Source organism: Achromobacter sp. ACM01 (assembly GCF_014851745.1).
Classification (GTDB): Bacteria; Pseudomonadota; Gammaproteobacteria; order Burkholderiales; family Burkholderiaceae_B; genus Achromobacter; species Achromobacter aegrifaciens.
Genome location: NZ_JACVAF010000011.1, coordinates 1 through 24,284, shown reverse-complemented (window position 1 = coordinate 24,284; position 24,284 = coordinate 1). Strand labels below are relative to the sequence as shown.

21 protein-coding genes are annotated in these 24,284 nt (G+C 66.1%); 14 read left to right on the top strand and 7 right to left on the bottom strand.

The annotated features are described in order from the left end of the window. Positions 1-61: 61 nt before the first annotated feature. From styD to IB268_RS29905, 3 genes are all read right to left on the bottom strand, one after another. Positions 62-1,573 carry a phenylacetaldehyde dehydrogenase StyD gene (gene styD / locus IB268_RS29915; RefSeq protein ID WP_175164230.1) on the bottom strand — a complete coding sequence of 504 codons (1,512 nt, stop codon included), beginning with the start codon at positions 1,571-1,573 and terminating at the stop codon, positions 62-64. Positions 1,574-1,749: 176 nt separating this feature from the next. Next, entirely contained in the window at positions 1,750-2,739 is a 990-nt protein-coding gene (locus tag IB268_RS29910) for a quinone oxidoreductase (protein ID WP_054458742.1), read from the bottom strand. Between the two features lie 71 nt (positions 2,740-2,810). Beyond that, positions 2,811-3,788: a DMT family transporter gene (locus IB268_RS29905; protein WP_175164228.1), complete on the bottom strand. Its 978-nt coding sequence runs from the start codon at positions 3,786-3,788 to the stop codon at positions 2,811-2,813. Between the two features lie 76 nt (positions 3,789-3,864). On the opposite strand from IB268_RS29905, the gene IB268_RS29900 reads away from it, so the two are divergent. The 5 genes from IB268_RS29900 (at position 3,865) to IB268_RS29880 (ending at position 9,627) form a co-directional block, all read left to right on the top strand. Next, entirely contained in the window at positions 3,865-4,758 is an 894-nt protein-coding gene (locus tag IB268_RS29900; RefSeq protein ID WP_054458744.1) for a DMT family transporter, read from the top strand. 33 nt (positions 4,759-4,791) lie between these two features. Further along, positions 4,792-5,298, top strand: coding sequence for a MarR family winged helix-turn-helix transcriptional regulator (locus IB268_RS29895; protein WP_192355253.1), 507 nt, complete (start codon positions 4,792-4,794; stop codon positions 5,296-5,298). A 96-nt stretch (positions 5,299-5,394) separates the two neighbouring features. Then, positions 5,395-6,816 (top strand): efflux transporter outer membrane subunit, encoded by a 1,422-nt coding sequence (locus tag IB268_RS29890; protein WP_054458748.1) that lies wholly within the window; start codon positions 5,395-5,397, stop codon positions 6,814-6,816. Between the two features lie 22 nt (positions 6,817-6,838). Further along, positions 6,839-8,032 (top strand): efflux RND transporter periplasmic adaptor subunit, encoded by a 1,194-nt coding sequence (locus IB268_RS29885; RefSeq protein WP_119451017.1) that lies wholly within the window; start codon positions 6,839-6,841, stop codon positions 8,030-8,032. After that, entirely contained in the window at positions 8,029-9,627 is a 1,599-nt protein-coding gene (locus tag IB268_RS29880; protein WP_192355252.1) for a DHA2 family efflux MFS transporter permease subunit, read from the top strand. The genes IB268_RS29885 and IB268_RS29880 overlap by 4 nt, the downstream gene beginning before the upstream one ends. A 56-nt stretch (positions 9,628-9,683) precedes the next feature. On the opposite strand, the gene IB268_RS29875 is transcribed toward IB268_RS29880, so the two are convergent. The 3 genes from IB268_RS29875 to IB268_RS29865 all read right to left on the bottom strand — a co-directional run bounded on the left by IB268_RS29875 (position 9,684) and on the right by IB268_RS29865 (position 13,422). Then, positions 9,684-10,643: a hypothetical protein gene (locus IB268_RS29875; RefSeq protein WP_192355251.1), complete on the bottom strand. Its 960-nt coding sequence runs from the start codon at positions 10,641-10,643 to the stop codon at positions 9,684-9,686. Between the two features lie 32 nt (positions 10,644-10,675). Continuing rightward, positions 10,676-11,743: a tartrate dehydrogenase gene (locus IB268_RS29870; RefSeq protein ID WP_054458781.1), complete on the bottom strand. Its 1,068-nt coding sequence runs from the start codon at positions 11,741-11,743 to the stop codon at positions 10,676-10,678. Between the two features lie 152 nt (positions 11,744-11,895). Then, positions 11,896-13,422: a helicase HerA-like C-terminal domain-containing protein gene (locus IB268_RS29865; protein WP_054458783.1), complete on the bottom strand. Its 1,527-nt coding sequence runs from the start codon at positions 13,420-13,422 to the stop codon at positions 11,896-11,898. A gap of 161 nt (positions 13,423-13,583) precedes the next feature. Here IB268_RS29865 and IB268_RS29860 point away from each other — a divergent pair, with 161 nt between their 5' ends. From IB268_RS29860 to IB268_RS29830, 7 genes are all read left to right on the top strand, one after another. Continuing rightward, positions 13,584-14,315, top strand: coding sequence for a YebC/PmpR family DNA-binding transcriptional regulator (locus IB268_RS29860; protein WP_054458755.1), 732 nt, complete (start codon positions 13,584-13,586; stop codon positions 14,313-14,315). A gap of 138 nt (positions 14,316-14,453) precedes the next feature. Beyond that, the gene (purD, locus tag IB268_RS29855) at positions 14,454-15,761 is read left to right on the top strand and encodes a phosphoribosylamine--glycine ligase (RefSeq protein ID WP_054458757.1); all 1,308 of its coding nucleotides are present in this window, start codon (positions 14,454-14,456) and stop codon (positions 15,759-15,761) included. Between the two features lie 12 nt (positions 15,762-15,773). Beyond that, positions 15,774-16,685, top strand: coding sequence for an oxygen-dependent coproporphyrinogen oxidase (hemF, locus tag IB268_RS29850; protein ID WP_192355250.1), 912 nt, complete (start codon positions 15,774-15,776; stop codon positions 16,683-16,685). Continuing rightward, positions 16,682-17,269, top strand: coding sequence for a nicotinate (nicotinamide) nucleotide adenylyltransferase (nadD, locus tag IB268_RS29845; protein WP_192355249.1), 588 nt, complete (start codon positions 16,682-16,684; stop codon positions 17,267-17,269). The genes hemF and nadD overlap by 4 nt, the downstream gene beginning before the upstream one ends. Before the next feature lie 75 nt (positions 17,270-17,344). Beyond that, complete coding sequence (rsfS, locus tag IB268_RS29840; RefSeq protein ID WP_013392761.1) at positions 17,345-17,746, top strand: ribosome silencing factor; 402 nt, start codon at positions 17,345-17,347, stop codon at positions 17,744-17,746. Positions 17,747-17,753: 7 nt separating this feature from the next. Continuing rightward, a complete protein-coding gene (rlmH, locus tag IB268_RS29835; protein ID WP_175164216.1) occupies positions 17,754-18,224 on the top strand; it encodes a 23S rRNA (pseudouridine(1915)-N(3))-methyltransferase RlmH in 471 nt (156 codons plus the stop codon). Positions 18,225-18,258: 34 nt separating this feature from the next. Continuing rightward, positions 18,259-18,873: a nucleoside triphosphate pyrophosphatase gene (locus IB268_RS29830; protein WP_054458764.1), complete on the top strand. Its 615-nt coding sequence runs from the start codon at positions 18,259-18,261 to the stop codon at positions 18,871-18,873. Between the two features lie 145 nt (positions 18,874-19,018). Here IB268_RS29830 and IB268_RS29825 read toward each other — a convergent pair whose 3' ends face one another. Continuing rightward, positions 19,019-20,392, bottom strand: a complete 1,374-nt coding sequence (locus IB268_RS29825) for a dicarboxylate/amino acid:cation symporter (RefSeq protein ID WP_175164214.1) — start codon at positions 20,390-20,392, stop codon at positions 19,019-19,021. Positions 20,393-20,684: 292 nt separating this feature from the next. On the opposite strand from IB268_RS29825, the gene IB268_RS29820 reads away from it, so the two are divergent. Next, entirely contained in the window at positions 20,685-22,664 is a 1,980-nt protein-coding gene (locus tag IB268_RS29820) for an ATP-binding protein (RefSeq protein WP_192355248.1), read from the top strand. Continuing rightward, entirely contained in the window at positions 22,648-24,057 is a 1,410-nt protein-coding gene (locus IB268_RS29815) for a sigma-54 dependent transcriptional regulator (protein WP_175164210.1), read from the top strand. The genes IB268_RS29820 and IB268_RS29815 overlap by 17 nt, the downstream gene beginning before the upstream one ends. The last annotated feature ends 227 nt before the right edge of the window (positions 24,058-24,284 follow it).

The window sequence follows — 24,284 nt, the reverse complement described above, 5'->3', positions numbered from 1 at the left end:
CCTTGGTGTCATGAAAGCGCGGCCACCGGTATTTCCCGGCTTGGGCCGCGCGCTCATCGTTCTAGTAAGCGATGCAAACGGACTTCCGCTCCAGGTACATCTCCAGCACGGCGCGGCCGTGTTCGCGGCCGATGCCGGACTGCTTGAATCCGCCGAAAGGCATGTTGGGATCCAGCATGTTGTGCGTGTTCACCCAGACGGTGCCGGCATCGATGCGCGGGATCAGGCCTTGCACGCGGGAGAGATCGTTGCTCCAGAGGCTGGCGCCCAGGCCGTAGGCGCTGTCGTTGGCCAGCCGCACCGCATCGTCCAGCGTATCGAAGGGCTGCGCCACCACGACAGGTCCGAAGATCTCCTCGCGAACGATACGCGCCCCCGGCGGCACGTCCGCGAAAACGGTGGGCTGCACGAAGTAGCCCGAGCCGCTGCCGCTGCCTCCTCCCGCCAGCACCCGTCCGCCTTCGCTGCGTCCGAGGCCGATGTAGTCCATGACGCGCTTCTGGTGGCGGGCCGACACCAGCGGGCCGACCTGGGTGGCGGGGTCGAATCCGGACCCCAGCTTCATGCCGGCGGCCAGATCCGCCAGTCCCTGGACGACCTTGGGATACAGGCCTTTTTGCACATACAGGCGCGAACCCGCCGTGCAAACCTGGCCCTGGTTGAAGAAAATGGCGGCCGCGGCGCCCTGCACCGCGCGGTCGACGTCGCAGTCGTCCAGCACGATCACGGGGGACTTGCCGCCCAGCTCCAGCGAAACCCGCTTCATGTCGTCCATCGCGGCGCGCCCGATGAGCTTGCCGACTTCGGTCGACCCCGTGAACGCGATCTTGTCCACGCCGGGATGCGCAACCAGCGCGGCGCCAGCGGTCTCGCCCCGGCCGGTCACGACGTTGACGACGCCGGGCGGAAAGCCCGCCTCCAGCACCAACTCGGCCAGGCGCAGCGCCGTCAACGGCGTTTCCTCGGCGGGCTTGAGCACCACGGTGCAGCCCGCCGCCAAGGCGGGCGCGATCTTCCAGATCGCCATCAACAGCGGAAAATTCCACGGAATGATCGCGGCCACCACGCCCACCGCCTGCGGCAAGGTATAGGCGCTGTACCGCACGCCCGGCGGAAACGGTATGGACAGCGACAGGGTGTCGCCCGTAATCTTGGTCGCCCACCCCGCCATGTAGCGCAGCCACTGCGCGCCCGACCCGACTTCCAGGCCCTGCGCCACGCCCAGCAGCTTGCCGTTGTTCAGGGTTTCCAGACGGGCCAGTTCGGTGCCGTGCTGCTCGATCAGGTCGGCCAATTTCAGCAAGAGGCGTTCGCGCCCTGCAGGCAGCATGTCACGCCAGGGACCGGATCCGAAGGCGCGCCTGGCGGCCTGCACCGCCAGGTCCACCTGCTGCGGCCCGGCGTCGGGCTGATGGGCGATGACGTCGCCCGTGGCGGGATCATGGACGGCGATGGGCGCGCCTTGTCCTTCGCGCACCGGCTTGCCATCGATGAGCATGGCTTCCCGGATGGCGGCCAGTTCCGGGCGATCAGAACCGGCGTGGCCGGCGGCGCTTGCGCTTGCTGAAGACATTCGAAGCTCCAACGAAATGGTTGAAGCCAGGATAGCAACGGCCTTCCCGGAAGGCTTGTCGGACCGTGCATGGCGTTTTGTCATTCTGCGCACGGCAAAAAAAACCCGGCAACGCGCAGCGCGGTGCCGGGCCTGGCGCGGCGCCCTTGTGGGCCCCGCGCATCGCTGACGTCGAATCAATCCAGCATCAGCACCGTGGCGCCGGTGGTCTTGCGCGCGGCCAGCGCAGTCTGGGCCTCGCCGGCCTGCTCCAGCGTGTAGCGCTGGTCGATGCGGACCTTGATCTTCTTCTTCAGGACCAGGTCGAACAGCTCCTCGGAGGCGGCTTGCAGCTTGGCCAGCGTGTTCACGTGCAGGCCCAGCGACGGGCGCGTCACGTACAGGCAGCCCTTCTGGTTCAGCGTCGCCAGGTTGACGCCAGACACGGGGCCGGACGCGTTGCCGAAGCTCACCATCAAGCCGCGCGGCTCGATGCAGTCCAGCGAGGTTTCCCAGGTGTCCTTGCCCACGCCGTCATACACCACCGGCACCTTCTTGCCGCCGGTCAGCTCGAGCACGCGCTCGGCCACGTTCTCGCGCGAGTAGTCGATGGTTTCCCAGGCGCCATTGGCGCGGGCCAGTTCGGCCTTCTCGGGGCTGGAGACGGTGCCGATCAGCTTCACGCCCAGGGCCTTGGCCCATTGGCACGCGATCAGGCCCACGCCGCCTGCGGCCGCGTGGAACAGGATGGTCTCGCCGCCTTGCAGACGGTAGGTCTGGCGGAACAGGTATTGCACCGTCAGGCCCTTGAGCATCAAAGCCGCGGCTTCGTCAAAGCCGATGCCCTTGGGCACCTTGACGACCTGCGCGGCCGGAACGTTGCGCGCCTTGGCGTAGGCGCCGATGGGGCTCTGGCCGTAGGCGACGCGGTCGCCCTTTTTCAGATGCGTGACGTCGGCGCCGACCGCGGTCACGACACCCGCGCCCTCGAAGCCCAGGCCGTGCGGCAACGCGTGGGGATACAAGCCCGTGCGGTAATAGATATCGATGAAGTTCAGGCCGGCGGCGTGCTGCTCGATCGTGACTTCATTGGCGGCGGGCGGAGGCACTTCCACCTCGACCAGCTTCAGGACTTCAGGACCACCGTGCTGCTCGATACGAATTGCCTTGACGAGATTGCTGGCCATGCTGGCCTCCTTTCATTGGAAAAAATGCTAACGAGAGCCTGTCTGCGGCCCCTGAACGAGAAAAACCAGATTCAACGCGATGGCCGGGTCCCGTCCTGCCTGGCGGACGCCAGCCTGCCGGCCCCGCCCCCCATCAGCACGAATACCCCTGCCAGCACCAACGCGGTCCCCGCCATCTGCCACACAGTGATGGGCTCTTGCAGAAACCACGACGCCAGAAACAGCACCGACACCGGCCCGATCATGCCCAGCAGCGACGCGGTGGGCGCGCCGATCAGCGCCACCGCCCACATCAGCATGAACACCGGCACCACGGTATTCAGCGTGGCGTGGATCACCGAATACCCGTAGACCCCGGCAGGCTGGATCAGCATGGACGGGGGATGCACGGCAAAGAACTGGATGATGCAGGCCACGCAGGACACCAGCATGGCATACGCCACCAGGCGCGTCGCCCCCAAGCGCTTGACCAGTTCCCCCGAACAGATCAGGTACACAGAATAGCTTGCGGCCGACCCGAAAACGAACAAAGACCCTAACAGCACCTCGCCGCCGCCGAAGGACAGGTCGTGGGCGAACACCAGCACCACCCCGGCATAGGACAGCGCCATGGCCATCCACTGGCGGCGCTCCACCGCGCGCTTGAACCAGAACGCCGACAGCAACACCACCAGCGAAGGCGACAGGAACAGGATCAGGCGCTCCAGGCTGGCGGTGATGTAGCGCAGCCCCAGAAAGTCCAGGAAGCTGGACAGGTAATAGCCCAGCAGGCCCAGCACGCAGACCTGCGCGCGCTCCTTCCAGGTCATCACGGGGATTTCGCCGCGCGCCGCGCGGCGCGACTGATGCCAGGCCACCGCAGCGAAGAACGGCATGGCGAACAGCATGCGGAAGGCAATGAGGGTGACCGCGTCGATGCCGTAGCGGTAAGTGAACTTCACCACGATGGCCTTGGCCGAGAACAGGACTGCGCCCAGGGTCGCCAGGAAAAAGCCGGCAGTGCGGTTGGAAAGGCGGAAGGACGGCGAAAGCTTGGCAAGGCGATTCATGCGATGATTTTATGTTCAGTGCAAAAACACCGCACGCCTTTACCCACGCTTTCTTCGCCATACGCCTGCCTCACGCATGACCCGACACCGCGCCCTCACCTACATCCACGTTGCCGCCGTGCTTTTCGGCCTGACCGGCGTGTTCGGCGAATTGATCCAGGCCAGCGCCGCCGTGATCACGCTGGGCCGGGCCGTCTTCGCGGTGCTCGCGCTGGGGCTGTTCGCCCGCATGCGCCGCAAGCCGCTCCTGGGCGCCCTGACGCCGGCGCAGCTGTTCGTGCTGGTGGTGTCCGGCGCCCTGCTGGCGGGCCACTGGGTCACTTTCTTCATCGCCGTGAAAGTCGGCGGCATCGCCATCGCCACGCTGGGTTTCGCCAGCTTCCCCGCTTTCATCACCTTGTTCGAGGGCCTGCTCTTCCGGGAACGCATCCGTCCGACCGAATGGCTGCTGCTGGGCCTGGTGACTGCAGGCCTGGTGCTGGTCACGCCCGCGTTCGACCTGGCCGACCAGGGCACCATCGGCCTGGCCTGGGGCCTGTTGTCGGGCCTGAGCTTCGCGCTGCTGGCGCTGAGCAACCGCCGTTCGGCCTCGGGTATGGACCCGATGCAGGTGGCCTGCTGGCAGAACCTGATCGTGGCGTTGGTAATGCTGCCCTTCGCCGTATCCCAGTTGCCTGCGCTGCCTGCGCTGGACTGGTTCTGGCTGGCGCTGCTGGGCATTTTCTGCACCGGCTTGTCGCACTATCTGTTCGTGTCCAGCCTGACGCGGCTGAACGCGCGCAGCGCCGGATTGGTCATCGCGCTGGAGCCGGTCTACGCCATCGCCTTCGCGTGGGCGCTGTTCAGCCAGGAGCCCACGCCGCGCATGATGGCGGGCGCCGCCCTGATCGTGGCCGCCATCGTCTGGTCGGGCCTGCGCAAGCAGGCGCCCGCCGCACAGCCGGACATCGCGGCGAAAACGCAGCCTTGACAATAACTGACTAGGCAGTAAAATTCGGCGCATATGACTGCTGCGCCTCCCTCTTCTCCGTCCGACGGCCCCGTCCATTACCGCGCAGACGCCAGCTGCGTAATGGATGAAAACGCCGGCTTCCTGATCAAACTGGTTTCCAATTCCCTGAACCGGATGCTGGACCAGGAAATGGCCCCGCTGGAACTCACCGCGATGCAATGGCGTCCGGTGCTGCTGGTGTTCCAGGGCCGCGCCGATACGCCCGCTGAACTCGCCAGGCTTACAGGCATGGACACGGGCGCCATGACCCGCGCGTTGGACCGGCTGGAAGCCAAGGGACTGCTGCGCCGCAACCGGTGCCAGACAGACCGCCGGGTCGTCAAGATCGAACTCACCGAGATCGGCGAGGCCAAGGCGCGCGCGATCCCGCCCAATATCGCGCGGGTACTGAATTACCACCTGCGCGGGTTTTCCAGCGACGAAGTCGCGCAGCTCAAGCACCTGCTGCGCCGGATGATCGCCAACGGCTCCGCCTCGTCAGCCCCCCCAAACCGCTAAGGTCCGCCAGCGAACCCCGGCTTTCGGGGTTTTATTTGGCATAATGATTGCCTAGGCAAATACAGATCAATCAATTACTTTCAGCAAACAGTCAGGATGAAACGCCTTCTCACTACCGTATTGGTGCTGGCCCTGAGCGGTTGCGCATTGATGGAATCCGGCTCCGAGCCGGTGGCCGCGCTGGACGGCGCCAAGCTGGGGCTCACCAGCCAGGACACCGTCTGGCCCGAAACCCAATGGTGGCAGCGCTACGGCGATCCGCAGCTCAATGCCTTGCTGGACGAGGGCTTGGCCAACAACCCCTCGATGAGCGCGGCGCAAGCGCGCCTGGCCAAGGCCAATGCCGCCGTCGGCATCGCACGCGCCCCGCTGCTGCCCCGGGTGGATGCCAACTACACGCTGACCCGCGAACACCTGTCCAAGGACTACATCTACCCCGCTCCCATGGGCGGCTCGGTCGTCAGCGACAACCGGCTGGCTCTGGACTTCAGCTATGAGCTGGACTTCTGGGGCAAGAACCGGTCGCGCCTGCAAGCGGCCGTATCGCAGCAAGCCGCCGCCGCGGCCGATGCGCAGGCGGCGCGCAATTTGCTGGCCGGCGCCCTGGTCCGCGCCTACCTGAATCTGCAGAACGCCTTTGCCCAGCGTGACGTGCTCAACCGCGTGCTGGCCCAACGCGCCGAGGTGCTGTCATTGACCCAAGGCCGCTACACGGCCGGGCTGGACACCCAGGTGGAAGTCAAACAGGCGGAATCGTCGCTGGCCGCCGGCAAGGTGGAACTGACCCAGACCGACACCACGTTGGCGCAGCTGCGCAATCAGGTCGCGGCACTGGCCGGGGCCGGTCCGCAACGCGGGCAATCCTTGCAGCCGGTGGCGCTGACCGCTCCCGCCGGCGGCGTGCCCGCCAACGTGCCGCTGGACCTGCTGGGCCATCGCCCCGACGTCACCGCTGCGAAATGGCGCGCCGAAGCCGCCCGCCACGCCATCGACAGCGCCAAGGCCGAGTTCTACCCCAATGTGAACCTGGCGGCGTTCGTCGGCTTCCAGGCCATGGGCACCGGCAATCTGCTGGGCGCGGATGCCCGTATGGCCGGCTTCGGCCCGGCGGTCACGCTGCCGATCTTCCACGGCGGCGAATTGAACGCCAACCTGGCGGGCCGGCGCGCCGACGCCGACCTCGCGGTGTCGGACTACAACCAGACCGTGCTGGACGCCGTGCACCAGGTGGCCGATGCGCTCGACGGCCTGCGCCTGCTGGACCAGGAAAAGGCCCAGCAGCGCCAGGCCCGCGAAGCCATCGACGCCGCCTATGACCTGGCGGTCAAGCGCTACAAGGCCGGCATGGGCAACTACATCTCCGTGCTCATTGCGCAGACCGGCGTGCTGACACAGGCGCGACTGGACACCGATCTGCGCATCCGCGCCTATCAGCTGGACGCCAATCTCGCCAATGCGCTGGGCGGCGGCTACGCCCCCGCGGCCGAGCCGGCCCCCGCCACGAACTCCACCCATTGAACGCTCCCCGGACTCAGACGTCATGACCGCAGCCACTCCCGCCGCCAATCCCGCCCGCAAACGCCTGCTGCTGCTGGCAACCGGCGCCTTCATCCTCATCGCGATCGCTTACGGCATCTGGTGGGCGCTCTTCGGCGCTCATTTCGAGAGCACCGACGACGCCTACGTGCATGGCAACCTGGTGCAGATCACGCCGCAAGTGCCCGGCACGGTCGTGGCCATCGAGGCCGACGACACGGAAACCGTGGCCGCCGGCCAGCCGCTGGTGCGCCTGGACCCGGCCGACACCGACGTGGCCTTGCAGCAGGCCCAGGCCAAACTTGCGCAAACGGTGCGCCAGGTGCGCACCATCTACGTCCAGAACGACGCCCTGGCCGCCGACGTCGACCTGCGCAACGCCGACATCCTGCGCGCCCAGGCCGAACTGACCCGCGCGCAAAGCGACGTCAACCGCCGCCAGCAACTGGCCAAGTCCGGCGGCGTCAGCGGCGAAGAGATCCTGCACGCCGAAGCCGCGCTGAAGTCCGCCCAGTCGGGCCTGGCGCAAGCCCGCGCCGCGCTGGCAGCCTCCCGCGCCAAGCTGGCCACCAACCAGGCGTTGACCCAGGGCACCACGGTCGCCGACCACCCCGACGTGCAGCAGGCCGCAGCCGGCCTGCGCAACGCCTGGCTGGCGCAATCGCGCACCGTGCTGCCCGCTCCGGTGGGTGGCGTGGTGGCCCGGCGCAGCGTGCAGGTCGGCCAGCGCGTCGCGCCCGGTTCGGCCCTGATGACGGTGGTGCCGCTGGACCAGGTGTGGATCGAGGCCAATTTCAAGGAAGGCCAGCTGCGCAAGATGCGCATCGGCCAGCCGGCCAAGATGGTGGCCGACCTGTACGGCAGCTCGGTCACCTACCACGGCACCATCGCCGGCCTGGACGCCGGCACCGGCAGCGCCTTCGCCCTGCTGCCCGCGCAGAACGCCACCGGCAACTGGATCAAGGTGGTGCAACGCGTGCCGGTGCGCATCGCGCTGGACCCCGAGGACCTGAAGAAGCACCCGCTGCGCGTGGGCCTGTCGATGGACGTGGAAGTGGACGTGGGCAAGCAGGAAGGCGAACCGCTGACGCAGGCCGAACGCAAGGAGCCGGCCTGGTCGACGCGCGCCTTCGAGCCGGCCCATGACGAAGTCGACGCCATGATCAGCAAGATCATCGAGGCCAACCTCGCATCATGAGCGCAGCCAAGCAGCCCACCGCCGCGCCGGCGCCCCCGCCCGGCGCCCACCCGCCGCTGGAAGGCGCGACCCGCATCATCGGGTCCATCGCGCTGTCCACGGCGGTGTTCATGAACGTGCTGGACACGTCCATCGCGAACGTGTCCATCCCGACCATCTCGGGCGATCTGGGCGTCAGCACCAGCCAGGGCACCTGGGTCATCACGTCGTTCGCCGTGGCCAACGCGATCACAGTGCCGCTCACGGGCTGGCTCACGCAGCGCTTTGGACAGGTGCGGCTGTTCCTGATCTCCACCCTGCTGTTCGTGCTGGCGTCATGGCTGTGCGGCTTTGCGCCCTCGCTGGAAGCGCTGATCGCGTTCCGCGTGCTGCAAGGCGCGGTCGCCGGGCCCATGATTCCGCTGTCGCAAGCGCTGATGCTGGCGAGTTTCCCCAAGTCCAAGGCGGGCATGGCGCTGGCGGTCTGGTCCATGACCACGCTGGTGGCGCCCGTCGCCGGGCCCTTGCTGGGCGGCTGGATCTCCGACAACTACACCTGGCCGTGGATCTTCTACATCAACGTGCCGGTGGGCCTGCTGGCCGCCTGGATCAGCTGGCGCATCTATGGCGACCGCGAATCGGTCACGCGCAAGCTGCCGATCGACAAGGTCGGGCTGGCGCTGCTGGTGGTATGGGTAGGCGCGCTCCAGATCATGCTGGACAAGGGCAAGGAGCTGGACTGGTTCGCCAGCGGCACCATCATCGCGCTGGCCGCCACCGCGTTCGTCGCCTTCGTCTTCTTCCTGATCTGGGAGCTGACCGACGCCCACCCCGTGGTGGATCTGCGCCTGTTCAAGATCCGCAATTTCACGGTCGGCGCGCTGACGCTGGCGGTGGCCTACGGCGTCTTCTTCGGCAACGTGGTGCTGCTGCCGCTATGGCTGCAAAGCAACATGGGCTACACCGCGACCTACGCGGGGCTGGTGACCGCGCCGGTGGGCCTGCTGGCGATCCTGCTGACGCCCATCGTCGGCAAGATGCTGGCCACGCGCGATCCGCGGCAGATCGCGACGGTGGCGTTCCTGATCTTCGCGCTGGTGTGCTTCATGCGTTCCGGCTTCAACACCCAGACCGATGTCCGCACGCTGATGGTGCCGACCATCATCCAGGGCGCGGCCATGGCGACGTTCTTCGTGCCGCTTACGTCGATCACGCTGTCCAGCATCGAGCCGTGGCGCATTCCCGCGGCCTCGGGTCTGTCGAACTTCCTGCGCCTGACCGCGGGCGCGTTCGGCACGTCCATCGCCACCACCCTGTGGGAAAACCGCGCGACCATGCATCACGCGCAGCTCACCGAAGTCGCCAAGCCCGGCCAGCAGGCGTTCGACCAGACCATGGCGACGCTGCAGAACGGGCTGGGCGTGACGCATCAGCAAGCGCTGACGATGGTGGACGGACTGATCAATGCGCAAGCCTTCACGATGTCCGCGGTAGACGTGTTTTACGCCTCCGCGATCATCTTCCTGGCACTCACCGGCCTGGTCTGGTTCGCTCGTCCCCGGTCGGCCAAGGCGGGCGGCGGCGGCGCGGCCGAAGCGGCGGCCGGCGCCCACTGAGGCGCAGCGCCAGGCCCCGGACCGATCTGCGTCCAGGGCCTGGCGGCACAAGAACGCTATTCCTTCAGCAAGACCTGCCAGTCGGCGCGCTCGATGACGTCGGCCGGCAAGGCGCTGGTGGGCGACAGGTTGAACACCGAGATGCCACGAGCGCGCCATTGCGCGGCGGCGAAGCGGAACGACGGCTCAATCAACTGCGAAAACTTGCGCGCTAGCCTGCTCGACTGGCGCGAGGTCCCTTCATCATAAAAGCGCACGCCATTTTGCAACGTCAGATCCAGCCCGTGCGCGTAGACCTTGCGGGCGCCGCTGGACACCAGCACCTGCAAGGCGGCATAGGCCACTGTATCGGCGTCGAACACGCCCAAGGCCACGTTGAAGCTGAAGCCCATGGCCTGTTTTGCGTCCAGCAACTGCACGTCGGGCGAGGCCGCCGCCATGCGCTGGAGCACGGCTGGCGCGGAGATGCGTTGGTAGGCCCGTGCGGAGATCAGTTCAATGACGCAGATGCGGCAGCGGATCGACTCCTGCGGCAGCCCCTGCATGATGTAGCGCAGAACCTCGGGCAAGACGTACAGCGTCAGGTCGCGCGACACGATCTCGCGAACCAGCTCGATACGCTCGCGCACGAAGTTCTGGTCAATGATGCAGTAATACTTGAACGGCAGGTCGAACTTGCGCGCCAGCATGATGGCGCCATTCACGCCCATCGCGACCCGGATGTCGAGCCGGTCGTAAGGTATCTGCGTGACCGACGGGCCGCTCAGGATGAGATGTACTTCCTGGTCGGCGGAATCGTACCCTTGAGCCAACGGCGTGACTGGCTGCGGTCGGCCAAAGGCGCGAAAGCCGCAGATGGCGCCTGACCTATCCCTGCGGATCCGGACGAAAGGCCACAAGTGCTGGTTATGCCTCTGCGTGCGCGACCGAAGCACGCGGTACAGCTTGCGCACGAAACGGTCGGCCCGCCCGCTACCCACGTGGGCAGCGGAGAAGGAAAAGCCAGATTCGTCCATTGACTAGCCGAAGGGTCTGGCGAGGACTTGCCTCAGCCCGCCGCGATCAGTGCGGCAATCGCGCTGCCGACGTCGGCGGTGGAGGCAGTGCCCTTCATGTCCCGGGTACGCGGACCTTCCGCCAGGACGGTTTCGATGGCCTTGACCACCGCAGCCGAAGCGTCCGGATAGCCAAGGAAGTCCAGCATCAGCGCGCCGCTCCAGATCTGGCCGATCGGGTTGGCGATGCCCTTGCCGTAGATGTCCGGCGCCGAACCATGCACCGGTTCGAACAGGGACGGGAACTTGCGTTCCGGGTTCAGGTTGGCCGAAGGCGCGATGCCGATGGTGCCCGTGCAGGCCGGTCCCAGGTCGGACAGGATGTCGCCGAACAAATTGGAAGCCACCACCACGTCGAACCAGTCGGGATGCTGCACGAAATGCGCGCACAGGATGTCGATGTGGTACTTGTCCCAGCGCACGTCCGGGTACTTCTCGCCCATCTCGGCCACGCGCTCGTCCCACCAGGGCATCGAAATGGAAATGCCATTGGACTTGGTGGCGGCGGTCAGGTGCTTGCCGCGCTTCTGCGCCAGTTCGAAGGCGAACTTGAGGACGCGGTCGGCGCCGATGCGCGTGAAGACGCTTTCCTGGATGACCACTTCGCGTTCGGTGCCCGCGAACAGGCGGCCGCCGCTGTTGGAGTATTCACCTTCGGTGTTCTCGCGCACGATGAAGAAATCGATCTCGCCGGGCTGGCGGTCCTTCAGCGGAGAGGGCACGCCAGGCATCAGGCGCACCGGGCGCAGGTTGATGTACTGGTCGAACTCGCGGCGGAACTTGAACAGCGAGCCCCACAGCGCTTCGTGGTCAGGCACCGTGGCGGGCCAGCCGATGGAGCCGAAGAAAATCGCTTCGTGCTGGCCGATCTGCGCCTGCCAATCGTCCGGCATCATCTTGCCGTGCTTGGCGTAGTAGTCGCAGCTCCAGTCGAAATGGTCCCACTGAAAATCGATGCCGAATCGCGTTGCGACCGCGTCCAGCACCTTCAAGCCCTCAGGCACGACTTCCTTGCCGATGCCGTCTCCAGGAATCACCGCAATCTTGTGTTTCTTTGCCACCACGTCTTCCTTTGTTTTCCTTGGATGCACTATGCGCGCCGCGGGTCTGAGCGGCCACGCGCAGCCTCCATATCATTGCACGGAAATGTTACTCGATACGGCCCCGAATCGGACGCGCCAGCCACTGCTGGCAGGCACGCAGGATCAGGATTTCAACGCCGGCCTTTCGAGCCCAGCAAGGAGCCCAAAATGCCTCGGGTCAGTTCACGCGCGATCGACCGGACCGTGCTCTTGGCCATGGTCTGCACCACGCCGTCGCGCTTGCCGCCGCGCGGCCCCGTCGACCCGAACAAGACCTCGTTCAGGCTGTCCATGAGGCCGCCACCCGATTCCTCGGCAGCGCCCTTGCCTGCGGGCTGCGCGGAACCGTTCCCGGCCGCGCCGGCCTGGTCCGCCGGCTTGGCCGCACGCCCGGCCAGCACTTCATAGGCGGACTCGCGGTCTATGGATTTCTCATACTTCGACGCCAGCGGACTGCCCTGGCGCAACGCCTGCCGCTCCGCGTCGGTCGCCGGGCCGATCCGGCTGGCCGGCGGCACGATATAGGCGCGTTCGGTCGGCATTGGCCGCCCCTTGGGATCCAGCAAGGAAACCAGCGCCTCGCCCACGCCCAGCTCGGTGATGGCGGCCTCGATGTCCAGCCCCGGATTGGGACGCATCGTCTGGGCCGCCGTCTTCACGGCCTTCTGGTCACGCGGCGTGAATGCCCGCAAGGCGTGCTGGACGCGATTGCCCAATTGGCCCAGTACGGTGTCGGGGATGTCCAGCGGGTTCTGTGTCACGAAATAGACGCCCACGCCCTTGGAGCGGACCAGGCGCACCACCTGCTCGATCTTGTTCAGCAGAGCGGCGGGCGCATCGTTGAACAGCAGGTGGGCCTCATCGAAGAAAAACACCAGCTTGGGCTGGTCCATGTCGCCGACTTCGGGCAGCTTCTCGTACAGGTCCGCCAGCAGCCACAACAGGAAAATTGCATACAGGCGCGGCGCCTGCATCAGCTTGTCCGCGGCCAGCACGTTGACCATGCCGCGGCCCTGCGCATCCGTGCGCATCAGGTCGGCCACGTCGAGCATGGGTTCGCCGAAGAATTTCTCCGCACCCTGCGATTCCAGCGCCAGCAAGCCGCGCTGAATGGCGCCGATGCTGGCGGAAGACACATTCCCGTAACGTGTCTTCAGCTCCGAAGCGCGGTCGGCGACGTTCTGCAGCATGGCGCGCAGATCCTTCAGGTCCAGCAGCAACTGGCCTTCGTCGTCGGCGACCTTGAAGACCAGCGTCAGCACGCCTTCCTGCGTGTCGTTCAATTCCAGGATGCGGGACAGCAGCAGCGGCCCCATGTCCGACACCGTGGCGCGCACCGGCAACCCCTGCTCGCCGAACACGTCCCACAGGGTGACGGGGCTGGCCGCCCAGGCCGGTTCGTTCAGGCCCAGGTTCTTCAGGCGTTCCAGCAGCTTGGGAGTCGCGGCGCCGGCCTGGGAAATGCCGGTCAGGTCGCCCTTGACGTCGGCCATGAACACCGGCGTGCCGATACGGGAGAAGGATTCGGCCAAAACCTGCAAGGTGACGGTCTTGCCGGTGCCCGTGGCCCCCGTAATGCAGCCGTGGCGGTTTGCCAAGGCGGGTAGCAGCGCCAATTCGGTCTGTGCATTCTTGGCGATGACGATGGGGTTGGGCATGTGCAGCTCTCCGGACCAGGGAATCAGATGGATGCCCAAGTGTAGAGCCTGCCGCGCCGCTTGTGCGCGTGGCAATATGGACACATGCGGTCCGCCCCCGGGCGCGCCGGGCGCTGGCACGGTAAAATGCCATTTTTGCAGACAAATTACCCTGGGAAGCCATGGCCGGACACAGCAAATGGGCCAATATTCAGCACCGCAAAGGGCGCCAAGACGCCAAGCGCGGAAAGCTCTGGACCAAGATCATTCGTGAAATCACCGTGGCGGCGCGTGCCGGCGGCCCTGACCCGGACAGCAACCCGCGCCTGCGCATGGCCTGGGACAAGGCCACCGACGCCAACATGCCCAAGGACAACATCCAGCGCGCCATCCAACGCGGCGCGGGCGGCGCCGACGGCGAGGCCTACGAAGAAGTCCGCTACGAAGGCTATGGCATCGGCGGCGCAGCCGTCATCGTCGACTGCATGACAGACAACCGCACCCGCACCGTCGCCGAAGTGCGCCACGCCTTCGCCAAGAACGGCGGCAACCTGGGCCAGGAAGGCTCTGTCGCCTTCATGTTCAAGCATTGCGGCCAATTCGTCTTCGCCCCCGGAACCTCGGAAGACAAGGTCATGGAAACCGCCCTCGAAGCCGGCGCGGAAGACGTGACGACCGACGAGGAAGGCGTGATCGAAGTGGTCTGCGCCCCGGCTGACTACGCCGCCGTGCGCGGCGCCTTCGACGCCGCCGGCCTGAAGGCCGAAGTGGACGGCATCGTCATGAAAGCCCTGAACGAGACCGAACTCGCCGGGGAAGACGCCATCAAGATGCAGAAACTGCTCGACGCCCTGGAAGGCCTGGACGACGTGCAGGAAGTCTATACGAACGTCGTTTTCGACGAAGCGCAGTAACTCCATTACCCCGGCGCCGGGCGGGCCTTGCCTGCCCGGCGCCACGCTGTCACCGGATCCGGGTCCGCCTGGATCCTGGCCTACTCCACGGGCTGGCGCCTTGCGGCGCTCGACTGGCAACCTAAAGAACCTCGCAACATGAAACTCCTGGTAATTGGCTCTGGCGGCCGAGAACACGCCCTCGCCTGGCGGCTGGCCCGCTCCCCGCGCGTCCACAAGGTATACGTCGCTCCCGGCAACGGCGGCACGCAACGCGCCGAACAGATCGAGAACGTCCCGTTCACCAATGCCGAGGAATTGGCCGATTTCGTGCAACGCGAAGGCGTCGCCCTGACCGTCGTCGGCCCTGAAGCCCCCCTGGCCGCTGGCGTCGTCGACGTGTTCCGCGCCCGCGGCCTGAAGATCTTCGGCCCCACCAAGGCCGCAGCGCAGCTGGAAAGCTCGAAGGACTACGCCAAGGCCTTCATGGTCCGGCACAACATCCCGACCGCCCGCTACGAAACCTTCACCGATCCGGCCAAGGCGCACGCCTACATCGACCAGGAAGGCGCTCCCATCGTGATCAAGGCCGATGGCCTGGCCGCCGGCAAGGGCGTGGTGGTCGCCGCCACGCTGGAAGAGGCGCATGCCGCCGTGGACGCCATGCTGGGCGACGGCTCCATGGGCGCCGCCGGCGCGCGCGTCGTCATCGAGGAATGCCTGGTGGGCGAAGAAGCCAGCTTCATCGTCATGTGCGACGGCCGCAATGTGCTGGCCCTGGCCACCAGCCAGGACCACAAGCGCCTGCAGGACGGCGACCAGGGTCCCAATACCGGCGGCATGGGCGCGTATTCGCCCGCGCCCATCGTCACCCCGGAACTGCACCACCGCATCATGCGCGAAATCATCCTGCCGACCGTGCAGGGCATGACGCGCGATGGCATCCCGTACACGGGCTTCCTGTACGCCGGCCTGATGATCGCCCCGGGCGACGACCCCGACCGCGAGATCAAGACCCTGGAATTCAACTGCCGCATGGGCGATCCTGAAACCCAGCCCATCATGATGCGCGTCAAGAGCGACCTGCTGGACGCCCTGGAGCATGCCGTCGACGGCACGCTCGACCAGGCCGACATCACCTGGGACCGCCGCACCGCCCTGGGCGCCGTGCTGGCCGCGCACAACTACCCCAACACGCCGCGCACCGGCGACGTCATCCGCGGCCTGCCCGCCGACGCCGAGGACTGCATGGTGTTCCACGCCGCCACCAAGCTCGACGGCGACGAAGTCAAGACCACCGGCGGCCGCGTGCTGTGCGTCACGGCGCTGGGCGACTCCGTCAAGATGGCCCGCGACCGCGTCTACGAAGCGATCGACGGCATCCACTTCGACGGCCGCCAGTATCGCAGCGACATCGGCTGGCGCGCGCTCAAGCCTTCGCAGCAGAAGTCCAAGCCCAACGCCTAGCCGGAACCGTCGATGAACGCCTTGCCCGTCTCTTCCGTCCGGGACTACCTCACCGGCTTGCAGGCCCGCATCGTCGGCGCCCTGGAAGCCGCCGAGGGCGCGGCCTTCCGTACCGACGAATGGGTCCGCCCCGAGGGCGGCGGCGGGCTGTCGCGCCTGCTGGAAGGCGGCTCGCTGTTCGAACGGGCCGGCGTGCTGTTCAGCCATGTCCAGGGCAGCAAGCTGCCGCCCTCGGCCAGCGCGCACCGCCCGGAACTGGCCGGCCGGTCCTGGGAAGCCATGGGCGTGTCCATGGTGCTGCACCCGCGCAATCCCTACGTGCCCACCACGCACATGAACGTGCGCATGTTCCTGGCGGCAGCCCGGCCCGGCCACGACGAGGCCGACGTCTTCTGGTTCGGCGGCGGCATCGACCTGACGCCCTACTATCCCTACGAGGAAGACGCCCGCCATTTCCACGCCACCTGCCGCGATGCCCTGGCCGGCCATGGCGCCGACTACTACCCGCGCTACAAGCGCTGGTGCGACGAGTACTTCTTCCTAAAACACCGCAATGAAACGCGCGGCGTGGGCGGCATCTTCTATGACGACCTGAACGCTTCCGGCTTTGACGCCTCGTTCGCGCTGACCCGATCGGTGGGCGACGCCTTCCTGCCGGCCTACATGCCGATCGTGGAACGCCGCCGCGACCAGGCCTACGGCGAGCGCGAGCGCGATTTCCAGGCCTACCGCCGCGGCCGCTATGTGGAATTCAACCTGGTCTTCGACCGCGGCACGCTGTTCGGCCTGCAGTCCGGCGGACGCACCGAGTCGATCCTGCTGTCCATGCCGCCGCTGGCGCAGTGGCGCTACGACTGGCAGCCCGAGGCAGGCACGCCCGAGGCCGAATTGGCCGCCTACCTCAAACCGCGGGACTGGGTTTGAAGCGCATCGGCCTGCTGGGCGGCAGTTTCGACCCCGTCCACGTCGCGCACATCGCCCTGGCGCAGAATGCCTTGCAGACGTTGGGCCTGGCCGAGGTGCAGCTCATCCCCGCGGCCAATCCCTGGCAACGCGCAGCGTTGCACGCCACGGCCGAACAACGCCGCGACATGCTGCAACTGGCCATCGCCGGCCATGCGGGTCTGGTGGTCAATCCCATCGAAATCGACCGCGGCGGCGCGACCTACACCATCGACACGCTGCGCGCCCTGCCCCAGGACGCGCGCTACGTCTGGCTGCTGGGCACCGACCAGTTGGCGAATTTCTGCACCTGGCGCGACTGGCAGGACATCGCCACCCTGGTGGACCTGGCCGTGGCCACCCGCCCGGGCACGGCGCTCAGCGCCCCGCCGGCGCTGGCCGAACACCTGCGCGGTCAGGGACGCGAACTGCAGGAACTGCCTTTTGCTCCCATGCCGGTTTCGGCCTCGCAGATCCGCCAGCGCCTGGCGCAAGGCGAATCCACCGAAGGCCTGCTTGCCGCTCCGGTGGCCGCGTATATTGCGGCGCACCATCTTTACCGATAAACCTACACCCGCGGTGCGCTGAAAGCGCCACGGGGCCAGCATCCGCTGTCCGCCCGCGGGTTATATTTACTGACTATGGATATACAAAAACTCCAACGCGCCGTCATCGACGCCCTCGAAGACGTCAAGGCGCAAGACATCAAGGTCTACAACACCACGCATCTGACCAGCCTGTTCGATCGCGTCGTGATTGCAAGCGCCACCTCCAACCGCCAGACCCGCGCCCTCGCTTCCAGCGTGGCGGATCGCGGCCGTGCGCTCGATCTCTCCGGCATCACCATCGAAGGCGAAGACACGGGCGAATGGGTCGTGGTCGACCTGGGCGACGTGGTCGTGCACATCATGCAGCCCGCCATCCGCCAGTACTACAACCTGGAAGAGATCTGGGGCGGCAAGCCGGTGCGCGTGAAGCTCCTGCCCGAGTCCACCCGCCCCGCGCCGGTCGCCAACGACGGCGCGCACGACGCCGAGTACTGAGCGCGCCGTGAAGCTGATCGTCGTGGCCGTGGGCACGCGCATGCCGGACTGGGTGCAAACCGCCTGGGACGACTACGCCAAGCGCCTGCCGGCCGACTGCGCGCTGGAACTGCGCGAAATCAAGCCTGAACCCCGCACCACCGGCAAGACTCCCGCCCAGATGATGGCGGCGGAAGCCAAGCGGATCGACGCCGCCCTGCCCGCCAGCGTCTTGCGCCTGGCGCTGGACGAACGCGGACGCGACCTCACCACCATGGCGTTGTCGCAGAAGCTGGAACAATGGCGCGCCGGCGGTCAGGATGTTGCTTTTCTCGTCGGCGGCCCGGACGGGCTGGATGCCGACCTGAAGGCATCCTGTTCCGGCCAATTGCGCCTGTCGTCGCTGACGCTTCCGCACCCCATGGTGCGCGTGGTGCTGGCCGAACAGCTCTACCGGGCCTGGGCCATCATGACCAATCATCCCTACCACCGCGCCTGACCGCTGGCCGGGCCGGCGCCCATCCTGCTGACGCATGACCGACACCGCAACCTCCGCGCGCCTCTACCTTGCCTCCGCCAGTCCCCGGCGGCGCGAGCTGCTGACCCAGGTCGGCCTGGCCCACGAAGTCCTGCTCGTACCCGCCCCGCCGGGCGAGGACGAACCCCAACATCCCGGCGAAAGCGCCGCCGACTATGTCCAGCGCACTGCGCGCGACAAGGCCCTGCGCGGACGCGACTGGATGCTCAGCCAGGACCTGCCGCAACTGCCGCTGCTGGCCGCCGACACCACGGTCATCCTGGCGGGCGCAGTACTGGGCAAACCGGCCGACCGCGACGACGCCATGCGCATTCTGCGCGCGCTGTCCGGCTCCGCCCACGAAGTGCACACCGCCGTCGCCGTCTGGACTGGAAACCAGTTGCTGGAGGCCGTGTCCATCACCGAGGTCCGCATGCGCGCGCTGACGGATGAGGAACTCGGCCGCTACTGCGACAGCGGCGAACCCTACGGCAAGGCCGGCGCCTATGGCATCCAGGGCCTGGCGGGCACGTTCGTTTCGCATATCGCCGGCAGCTATACCGGCGTGATGGGCCTGCCCTTGTTCGAAACTGCAAACCTGTTGCGCGCGGCAGGGATACAGGTGCCCTGAAAACCGCGGCCTCCGGTCGAAAAAAATCCCCCGAGACCGTCGAGGTCCGGGGGATTTTTTTTCCGGCGGGCAGTCCTTCTAGCCGCGGTTTACAGCTGCATCAATAGTTGCGGCCGCCTGCAGGCAGCCGCGGATCTACGCTGTTTCAGCCATGCTGCAGCGGCTGGCCCATGGGTACGCCGCCAGCCCTCGGCGCTTCCTGAACCGGAGCCGCGGCAGGCACGGGCGCGGGCTGAAGCTCGCCCTCGAGCGCGGCATGCAGCTGCTCCTTATCCAGCTCCCCTTCCCAGCGCGCCACGACCACGGCGGCAGTCGCGTTGCCGACCAGGTTGGTCAGCGCGCGGCATTCCGACATGAAGCGGTCCACGCCCAGGATCAGCGCCATGCCGGCGACCGGAACGGAAGGCACCACCGACAGGGTTGCGGCCAGGGTGATGAAGCCTGCCCCGGTCACGCCCGCCGCGCCCTTGGAGCTCAGCATCGCCACCAGCAGCAGCAGGATCTGGTCGCCCAGCGACAGCGGAATATCGCAAGCCTGCGCGATGAACAGCGCCGCCATCGTCATGTAGATGTTGGTGCCATCCAGGTTGAACGAGTAGCCGGTGGGCACGACCAACCCGACCACCGACTTCGAGCAGCCAGCGCGTTCCATCTTCTGCATCAGCGTGGGCAACGCGGCTTCGGACGAACTGGTGCCCAGCACCAGCAGCAGCTCTTCGCGGATGTAGCGCACCAGCTTCAGGATCGAAAAGCCGTTGTAGCGCGCCACCAGGCCCAGCACCACGACCACGAACAGCACCGAGGTTGCGTAAAACGTACCCACCAGCATCGCCAGGTTGATGACGGACTTGATGCCGTACTTGCCGATGGTGAAGGCCATCGCGCCAAACGCGCCGATGGGCGCGGCCTTCATCAGGATGGCGACCAGCTTGAAGACGGGCTGTGCCAGGGCAGTCATGAAGTTCAGTATCGGCTGGCCGCGTTCACCCACCATGGCCAGCGAAATGCCGAACAACACCGCCACGAACAGCACCTGGAGAATGTCGCCGCCCACGAACGGACTGAAGATCGTGGTCGGGATCACGTTCATCAGGAAGCCCGTGATGGTCGAGTCATGCGCCTTGGCCACGTAGCCCGAGACCGCCTTCTCGTCCAGCGTCTTGGGGTCGATGTGCATGCCAGCGCCCGGCTGGACGATATGGCTGACGATCATGCCTACGATCAACGCAAGCGTGGAGAACACCAGGAAGTACAGCATGGCCTTGCCCGCCACGCGGCCGACCTTCTTCAGGTCGCTCATCGCCGCGATGCCGGTGGCCACGGTCAGGAAGATCACCGGCGCGATGATCATCTTCACCAGCTTGATGAAGGCGTCGCCCAGCGGTTGCATCTGCTGGCCGAGCTCGGGTTTGAATGCGCCCAGCAGCACGCCCACCACGATGGCGAAAATCACCTGCACATAGAGGATTTGATAGAACTTGAGCTTGCGCGCGGGCGCGACTTGATCCACGTCGATCATTGGGATTGTCCCCACCAAGGCCCCTTGCTCCGGGCGGTTCAGCGCGGGCGTTGGGGCGTTATCTGTTTTCTGGCAAGCGCGTATCGCCGCAAGCCGATTTCACCCCGCAGGCAACGCCGCCGGGCTTGGCTTTACTAATGCAAGAGGCGTGCCAACATCGGCAGACCTTCCTCTTGCGCTCCAAGCCCTTGATCAAAAAAGGAATTTTTCTTCTCTCAGCGCACTGCCCCGACTTTCACTGGCGGAATTTCACACAAAAAAGAGATAGAATGTGCGAAAAACCGCACAACCCATGTCGACCCACTCCTCTCCCCGCGATGCCCGACCCGGCGTGGACCAGGCCAGAAAGCCGCGGCGCCCACGGAACACGCCTGTCTGGCCTTGGCCCTGGAAGGCCATCGCCATCCTGCTGGGTGTCGCGGTCGTCTATGGCGTACTGCACGCCGCCACGCTCTGGGCGCGCGACGGCGCGCTGAAGAATGCCGGGGAGCAGGCACGCGTGGCAGCCCAGCTCAACGCGGCATTGCTGCGCAACAACCTGGACAAATTCAGGGCGCTGCCCTTTGTCCTGACGCGCGATGTCGACGTGCGCGCGGCGCTGCAGGGAGGCTCGCACGTGCAGATCGAATCCCTGGACGACAAGCTCGATACGTTGAGCCGCGGCGTCGGCGCATCCGCCATCTATGTGCTGGACAAGAAGGGCCTTGCGATCGCTGCCAGCAACTGGCGTGAACCCGCCACGTTTGTCGGCGTGGACTACCAGTTTCGGCCCTATTTCCAGGGATCGGTAGCCCATGGCTCGGCCGAACACTTCGCTTTGGGCACGATCAGCCACGAAGCCGGGCTGTACTTGTCGCGACGCGTGGATGACGTCAACGGCGCCATGCTGGGCGTGGTCGTGCTGAAAGTGGATTTCCGGGACCTGGAGGCCGACTGGCGCCAATCGGTTTCGCCCATTTTCGTCACGGACGAGCATGGCGTAGTGCTATTGGGCAGTATCTCCGACTGGCGTTTCGATGTGCTGGCTCCGCTCACCCCAGACTTGGCCCGGGCCTTGCGCAGCAGCCTGCAATTCGGCGACGCGCCCTTTTTCCCGCTACCCTTGCGGCCGCAGCTACAAGCCATCAGCCACGGCCAGCTGGTGCGCGCCGACGTAACCCTGCCACAGATCCCCGCAGGCGCGCCGCTGGTGCACACGACGTTACCCATTGTCGAGTCCCCAGGTTGGACACTGCATCTGTTGTCGCCCGTGCAGACGGCCATCAACCAGGCTACCGCCAACGCCCAGCTGGGCGCGCTGCTTGCGCAGTGCGCGCTAGCCGCCTTGGTCGGCATCGTTCTCTTTCGCCGCCACCGCGACCGTGAGCGCGCCGAGCAGCAGGCCGCCATCCACGAACAGCTGGCCTCCCTGGTCGATGAACGCACGGCTCAGCTGCTGCAAGTCAACGAACAACTGGTCGATGAGATGGACGAGCGCCAACGCACCGCCGCCCGTTTGCACACCATGCAAGAGGAACTGGTCCAGGCCAGCAAGCTCGCCCTGCTGGGACAGGTGGCAGCCGGCGTGGCGCACGAGATCAACCAGCCTGTCGCGGCCATACGCGCCTATGCGGACAACGCCGCCGAGTTCCTGCGCAGGCAAGATGAAGGCTCGGCGCAGGAAAACCTGGGTACCATCGCCGCGTTGACGGAGCGGATCGGCCACATCACCGGAGAATTGCGCGCCTTTTCGCGCAAGGCCGACACGTCCATCGGTCCCGCGAACCTGAAGGATTGTCTGGAGGGCGCGCTGTTGCTGGTTGCGCCGCGCGCGCGGCGCCAGGGCATCGTCCTGCAACGTCCGCCCGCGGGTCAGAATTACCGGGTGCTGGCCAATCGCATACGGCTGGAACAGGTGCTGGTGAATCTGCTGCAAAACGCGATGGAAGCGCTGGAAGGCCGGCCCGACGGCCGCATCGTCGTGGCGCTGCAGGACCTGGGCGCGACCGTGCAGGTCTACGTCAGCGACAACGGTCCCGGCCTGTCGGCCGAGGCGCGGGCGCACCTGTTTACTCCCTTCTATACGACCAAGGCCGAAGGACTCGGACTGGGGCTGGTCATCTGCCGCGACATCGTCACCGAATTCGGTGGCGACCTGATCGCCGCCGGCCCGGCCGATCCCGTCTTTCCCGCTCCGCATGCCCCGGGCTGCGGAGCCATGTTCATCCTGACGTTGCGCAAGGCGTCTGGCCAGCAACACGCTACCGAGCTACACCATGAACCGCGCTCCTGAATTTCCGCCAGCCGCGCCGGCATCCATTGACGACAGCCAGCGCCAGCCGTTTTTGCCGCGTGCGGTATTCATCGACGACGACGACGAACTGCTGCGCGCCAATACGCAGACGCTGAAGCTGCACGGCATCGCCGTGGACGCGCATGCCAGCGCACGCTCTGCCCTGCCCACACTAACGCGCGATTTCGACGGCGTGGTCGTCAGCGATATACGCATGCCCGACATGGACGGCCTGCAACTCTTCCAGCGCTTGCGGGACATAGACCCCGACATCCCCGTCATTCTGATCACCGGCCATGGCGACATCGCCACGGCCGTGCAATGCATGCGCGACGGCGCCTATGACTTCCTGGCCAAACCCTATGCCGCCGACAGGCTGATCACCGCCATCATGCACGCCGCGGAAAAGCGCCATCTCGTGCTGGAAAACCGCCGGCTGCGCGAAGCCGCGTTCGCCGTCCAGGCCGACGAGGTGCCTTTCATCGGCACGACGCCGGCCATGCAGCGCATCAAGCAAACGCTGCGGCATATCGCGGATGCCGACGTGGACGTACTGGTCGAAGGCGAGACCGGAACCGGCAAGGAAGTCGTTGCCACCGCCTTGCATCGCCTGAGCCGCCGCAGGCACCGCGCGCTGGTCGCGATCAACTGCGGCGCCCTGCCTGAAAGCGTCATCGAAAGCGAGCTCTTCGGCCACGAGCCCGGCGCCTTCACCGGCGCCCAAAAGAAGCGTATCGGCCGGATCGAGCATGCCAGCGGCGGTACGCTATTCCTGGACGAGATCGAGAGCATGCCGCTGGCGGTGCAGGTCAAGCTGCTGCGCGTGCTCGAATCTCGCCAGATCACTCCTCTGGGCAGCAACGAAGTGCGCAATCTGGACCTGCGCGTGGTCGCCGCCACCAAGGAAGACCTGGGCAGTCCAGCCATACGCGCCAAGTTTCGCGAAGACCTGTTCTACCGCCTCAATGTGGTCACCATCCGGATTCCGCCGCTGCGTGAACGCCGCGAGGACATTCCGCTGCTGTTCGCCCACTACCTCGGCCACGCATCGCGCCGCTTCCAGCGCGACATCCCGGAAATGCCGGCGTCCATCAAACAACATCTCATGACGCACGACTGGCCCGGCAACGTGCGTGAACTTGCGCATTTCGCCGAGCGGGTCGTGCTTGGCGTGTTGAATATCCCTGCCCCGCCAACCGCCGTGGCCCAAGACGCCGCGTCAAGCCTGCCGGAACGGATGGAGCGCTTCGAAGCGCAGCTCATCCGCGAGGCGCTCCAGGCGCACCAAGGCGACATCAAGGCCACCCTGGAGTCCCTGGGCATTCCGCGCAAGACCTTCTATGACAAGCTGCAGCGCCACGGCATAGACCGCCAGCAATACACGCAGCAGTAGGCCGTTCAGCGCCCAGATTGCCGGCAGTAAAACAAAACCCCTCGCAGGATATTCCTGCGAGGGGTTTTTCATTGGACTGCGGCTGGCGGTATCGCGCGAGAGATCCCGAGCGCAATACATTCGGTCGCCACAAAGACAAAACCCCACAGGGGTTACCTGTGGGGTTCTGCGGAATAAAAGCTTGACGATGACCTACTTTCACAGACGTCCGTCCACTATCATCGGCG

What these genes read in the sequence shown, in the direction of transcription:
- IB268_RS29825 (WP_175164214.1), bottom strand. Translation starts at nt 20,392, where the DNA reads ATGATCGACGTGGATCAAGTCGCGCCCGCGCGCAAGCTCAAGTTCTAT.
- IB268_RS29860 (WP_054458755.1), top strand. Translation starts at nt 13,584, where the DNA reads ATGGCCGGACACAGCAAATGGGCCAATATTCAGCACCGCAAAGGGCGC.
- IB268_RS29880 (WP_192355252.1), top strand. Translation starts at nt 8,029, where the DNA reads ATGAGCGCAGCCAAGCAGCCCACCGCCGCGCCGGCGCCCCCGCCCGGC.
- hemF (WP_192355250.1), top strand. Translation starts at nt 15,774, where the DNA reads ATGAACGCCTTGCCCGTCTCTTCCGTCCGGGACTACCTCACCGGCTTG.
- IB268_RS29875 (WP_192355251.1), bottom strand. Translation starts at nt 10,643, where the DNA reads ATGGACGAATCTGGCTTTTCCTTCTCCGCTGCCCACGTGGGTAGCGGG.
- rsfS (WP_013392761.1), top strand. Translation starts at nt 17,345, where the DNA reads ATGGATATACAAAAACTCCAACGCGCCGTCATCGACGCCCTCGAAGAC.
- purD (WP_054458757.1), top strand. Translation starts at nt 14,454, where the DNA reads ATGAAACTCCTGGTAATTGGCTCTGGCGGCCGAGAACACGCCCTCGCC.
- IB268_RS29905 (WP_175164228.1), bottom strand. Translation starts at nt 3,788, where the DNA reads ATGAATCGCCTTGCCAAGCTTTCGCCGTCCTTCCGCCTTTCCAACCGC.
- IB268_RS29900 (WP_054458744.1), top strand. Translation starts at nt 3,865, where the DNA reads ATGACCCGACACCGCGCCCTCACCTACATCCACGTTGCCGCCGTGCTT.
- IB268_RS29865 (WP_054458783.1), bottom strand. Translation starts at nt 13,422, where the DNA reads ATGCCCAACCCCATCGTCATCGCCAAGAATGCACAGACCGAATTGGCG.
- IB268_RS29830 (WP_054458764.1), top strand. Translation starts at nt 18,259, where the DNA reads ATGACCGACACCGCAACCTCCGCGCGCCTCTACCTTGCCTCCGCCAGT.
- IB268_RS29910 (WP_054458742.1), bottom strand. Translation starts at nt 2,739, where the DNA reads ATGGCCAGCAATCTCGTCAAGGCAATTCGTATCGAGCAGCACGGTGGT.
- IB268_RS29820 (WP_192355248.1), top strand. Translation starts at nt 20,685, where the DNA reads ATGTCGACCCACTCCTCTCCCCGCGATGCCCGACCCGGCGTGGACCAG.
- IB268_RS29815 (WP_175164210.1), top strand. Translation starts at nt 22,648, where the DNA reads ATGAACCGCGCTCCTGAATTTCCGCCAGCCGCGCCGGCATCCATTGAC.
- IB268_RS29890 (WP_054458748.1), top strand. Translation starts at nt 5,395, where the DNA reads ATGAAACGCCTTCTCACTACCGTATTGGTGCTGGCCCTGAGCGGTTGC.
- IB268_RS29895 (WP_192355253.1), top strand. Translation starts at nt 4,792, where the DNA reads ATGACTGCTGCGCCTCCCTCTTCTCCGTCCGACGGCCCCGTCCATTAC.
- styD (WP_175164230.1), bottom strand. Translation starts at nt 1,573, where the DNA reads ATGTCTTCAGCAAGCGCAAGCGCCGCCGGCCACGCCGGTTCTGATCGC.
- IB268_RS29885 (WP_119451017.1), top strand. Translation starts at nt 6,839, where the DNA reads ATGACCGCAGCCACTCCCGCCGCCAATCCCGCCCGCAAACGCCTGCTG.